The organism is Streptomyces sp., from assembly GCF_019510245.1.
GTDB lineage: Bacteria > Actinomycetota > Actinomycetes > Streptomycetales > Streptomycetaceae > Streptomyces.
Genome location: NZ_JAEKKT010000529.1, coordinates 1 through 2400 on the forward strand (window position 1 = coordinate 1; position 2400 = coordinate 2400).

Sequence of the window (2400 nt, forward strand, 5' to 3'; positions counted from 1 at the left end):
TCCGACCGGCTCACGCTGACGCGTGACTGCCGAGCGGCGATGTGGCTCCGGGCCCGCCGGGCGATCTGGCGAACCGCAGCGGGGGTCTTGCCCACGGCCTCGGCGACCTCCTCGTACGGAATGTCGAAGACCTCGCGGAGCACGAACACGGCCCGCTCAGTGGGGCCGAGCGTTTCCAGCACGGTCAGCATCGCGATGGAGACGCTTTCCGCGAGTTCGACGTCGTCGGCAACGTCGGGGTGGGTCAGCAGGGGTTCCGGCAGCCACTCCCCCACGTAGTCCTCGCGGCGGCGGGAAAGTGTGCGAATGCGGTTGAGTGCCTGGCGGGTGACGGCCCGGACGAGGTACGCCCGCGGGTCGTGGACCTGTGCCCGGTCGACGTCGGCCCACCTCAGCCAGGTCTCCTGCAGTACGTCCTCCGCATCGGCCGCGGAGCCGAGCATCTCGTAGGCGACGGTGAACAGCAGGCTGCGGTGGGCGACGAACGGGTCCACGATCATGCCGTGGACCCGACACGGGACGTCGCCGGGCGGTGGGCCAGCGGGATCTCGCAGGTGTCGGAGAAGCCCTGCGAGGTGACCCCGTTCGCCACGTTGGCCCTGGTCGCCAGGTTGACGTAGGCGATGAACGCGGTCAGCTCCACCATGGCCGGAGGCCCGAGCCGCTCAAGAAGGGAGGCGTACTGCTCGTCGGTGACGGTCGGCGGGGTGTTGGTCATCGCCTCGGCATACCCCATGACGTCACGCTCCAGCGCACTGAACACGTCCGCCTCCCGCCACCGCGGCACCTGGCTCGCCCTGGCCAGGTCCAGGTTCTGGTTCTGGGCCTGAAAATAGCCGACGTCCAGGCACCAACTGCAGCCGACGAGCGACGCGACGGCCATGTGCGCGAACGACTTCAGGCCCGTGTCGACCCCGTCCCACGCCCCCACCCTGGCTCCGAACTCCAGGTTGTCCCGGGCGACCTCGGGGCTGTGCCACAACACCTCGACGTTCTCGGGCACGGCGCCCAGCTGCTTGATCATGTTCTCCTTGAGCTCGGCGGGGAGCTCGGCCTTCGGCAGGCGCAGCGTCATGCTGTCTCTCCTTGGGTTGCGCCCCTTGTGGGGCTGTCCGGCATGAAGACACCGCCAGGCCCACGCGTGTGACAACCACCGCCGTCCCGGCGTGCCCCGAGACCTGTGGCCCGTCCACATGCGGGAGCCCTTCTCCTGCCGGCCTGGCCGGGGGCAGCACACAGACCCGGCAGCGCCTCGAACCCGGCTTGGCTCAGGAACGGGCGGTCGGCCAGGCCGTGGTCGGACGGGGAGGAGAGGCGACCGGCGACCCCGGTCCGAGTTCCACAGATGACCTTGCCTTCGCGGTTGTGCCTTGTGCCCCAGTGCTCGGTGAGCTGGGCGACGAGGAGCAGACCGCGGCCGCCCTCGTCGAAGACCCGGGCGCGACGCAGGTGTGGGGCAGTGCTGCTGGCGTCGGAGACTTCGCAGGTCAGAGCGGATTGAAGGATCATCCGCAACTGGATGGGGCTCTTGCCGTAGCGGATGGCGTTCGTCACCAGTTCGCTGACCACGAGTTCAGTGGTGAAGGCCATTTCTTCCAGCCCCCACGCGGTCAGCTGGCCGGATACGTGGTCGCGGGCCTCGGAGACGAACGCCGGGTCGCTGGGAAGGTCCCATGTGGCGACGTGATCGGCGTCGAGAGCCGCGGTTCGTGCCACGAGGAGGGCGACGTCGTCCGTGGGGCGGCTGGGCAGCAACGCGGCGAGCAGTTCGTCGCAGGTCTCCTCGAGTGACGCCGGTGCCCGGACGAGCACGTCGCGCAGCAGTGCGAGGGACGTCTCGAGGTCACGAGAGCGGCTCTTGACGAGGCCGTCGGTGTACAACACCAGCCGACTGCCCGGTGGCAGTTCGAACTGGGCGGTCTCGAAGGGGAGCCCGCCCAGGCCGAGAGGCGGGCCGATCGGCAGTTGCGGGAAGTCGACCGCGCGGGGTGCGGAGGCTGCGCCGTCGGCGGTCGGTGGAGTCACCACGGCGGGAGGAAGGTGTCCGGCGCTGGCCAGGGAACAGGTGCGGGAGACGGGGTCGTAGACCGCGTACAGACAGGTGGCGCTGATCTCGTCCGTGCCCCGTTCCTCCTCGCGCTGCATGCGGATGACCACGTCGTCGAGGTGGGTCAGCAGCTCGTCAGGGGTCAGGTCTATGTCCGCCAGAGTGCGCACGGCCGTCCGCAGCCGGCCCATGGTGGCCGCGGCATGCAGGCCGTGACCGATCACGTCGCCCACGACGAGTGCGACGCGGGCGCCGGAGAGCGGTATCACGTCGAACCAGTCCCCTCCCACGCCCGCCCGCGATCCGCTGGGCAGGTAGCGCGATGCCGTCTCGACCGCGGACTCGTCCGGCAC

3 protein-coding genes are annotated in these 2400 nt (G+C 69.8%); all 3 read right to left on the reverse strand.

Annotated elements, in window-relative coordinates; all coding sequences use genetic code 11:
* Positions 1-500, reverse strand: a 500-nt coding sequence (locus tag JF597_RS55065; RefSeq protein WP_294014764.1) for a sigma-70 family RNA polymerase sigma factor, incomplete at its 3' end; no start/stop codon positions are given.
* Entirely contained in the window at positions 497-1075 is a 579-nt protein-coding gene (locus JF597_RS55070) for a carboxymuconolactone decarboxylase family protein (protein WP_294014767.1), read from the reverse strand. The genes JF597_RS55070 and JF597_RS55065, both read right to left, overlap by 4 nt.
* A partial coding sequence (locus JF597_RS55075; protein ID WP_294014770.1) for an ATP-binding SpoIIE family protein phosphatase occupies positions 1072-2400 on the reverse strand: 1329 nt, incomplete at its 5' end. The genes JF597_RS55075 and JF597_RS55070, both read right to left, overlap by 4 nt.